This is a genomic window from Flavobacterium lotistagni (assembly GCF_011392125.1).
Taxonomy (GTDB): domain Bacteria; phylum Bacteroidota; class Bacteroidia; order Flavobacteriales; family Flavobacteriaceae; genus Flavobacterium; species Flavobacterium lotistagni.
This window is the reverse complement of sequence record NZ_JAAJBU010000050.1, coordinates 1-218: the sequence shown is the minus strand read 5'-3', so window position 1 is coordinate 218 and position 218 is coordinate 1. Positions and strand designations below refer to the sequence as shown.

Sequence of the window (218 nt, the reverse complement as noted above, 5' to 3'; positions counted from 1 at the left end):
TTCTCAAGTAAACACAACTTTTGTTAGCTCTACAAACGCTGGTGTGACTTTATCAGGAACTGATGTTTTGGTTGCTGCAGGAACACCAGCGGGAACTTACACCCTAACTTACCAAATTTGTGAAATCTTAAACCCAAGCAACTGCGATACTGCGATTGTTACAGTAACTGTTTCTGCGGCTTCGATCATCGCTAATGACGATACCGGAACAACTGTAA

Annotated in this window: 1 protein-coding gene; it reads left to right on the top strand. The window is 42.2% G+C overall.

Going from position 1 to position 218, the window contains the following annotated elements:
- Positions 1–218, top strand: a 218-nt coding sequence (locus tag G4D82_RS14635) for a hypothetical protein (RefSeq protein WP_166337979.1), incomplete at both ends; no start/stop codon positions are given.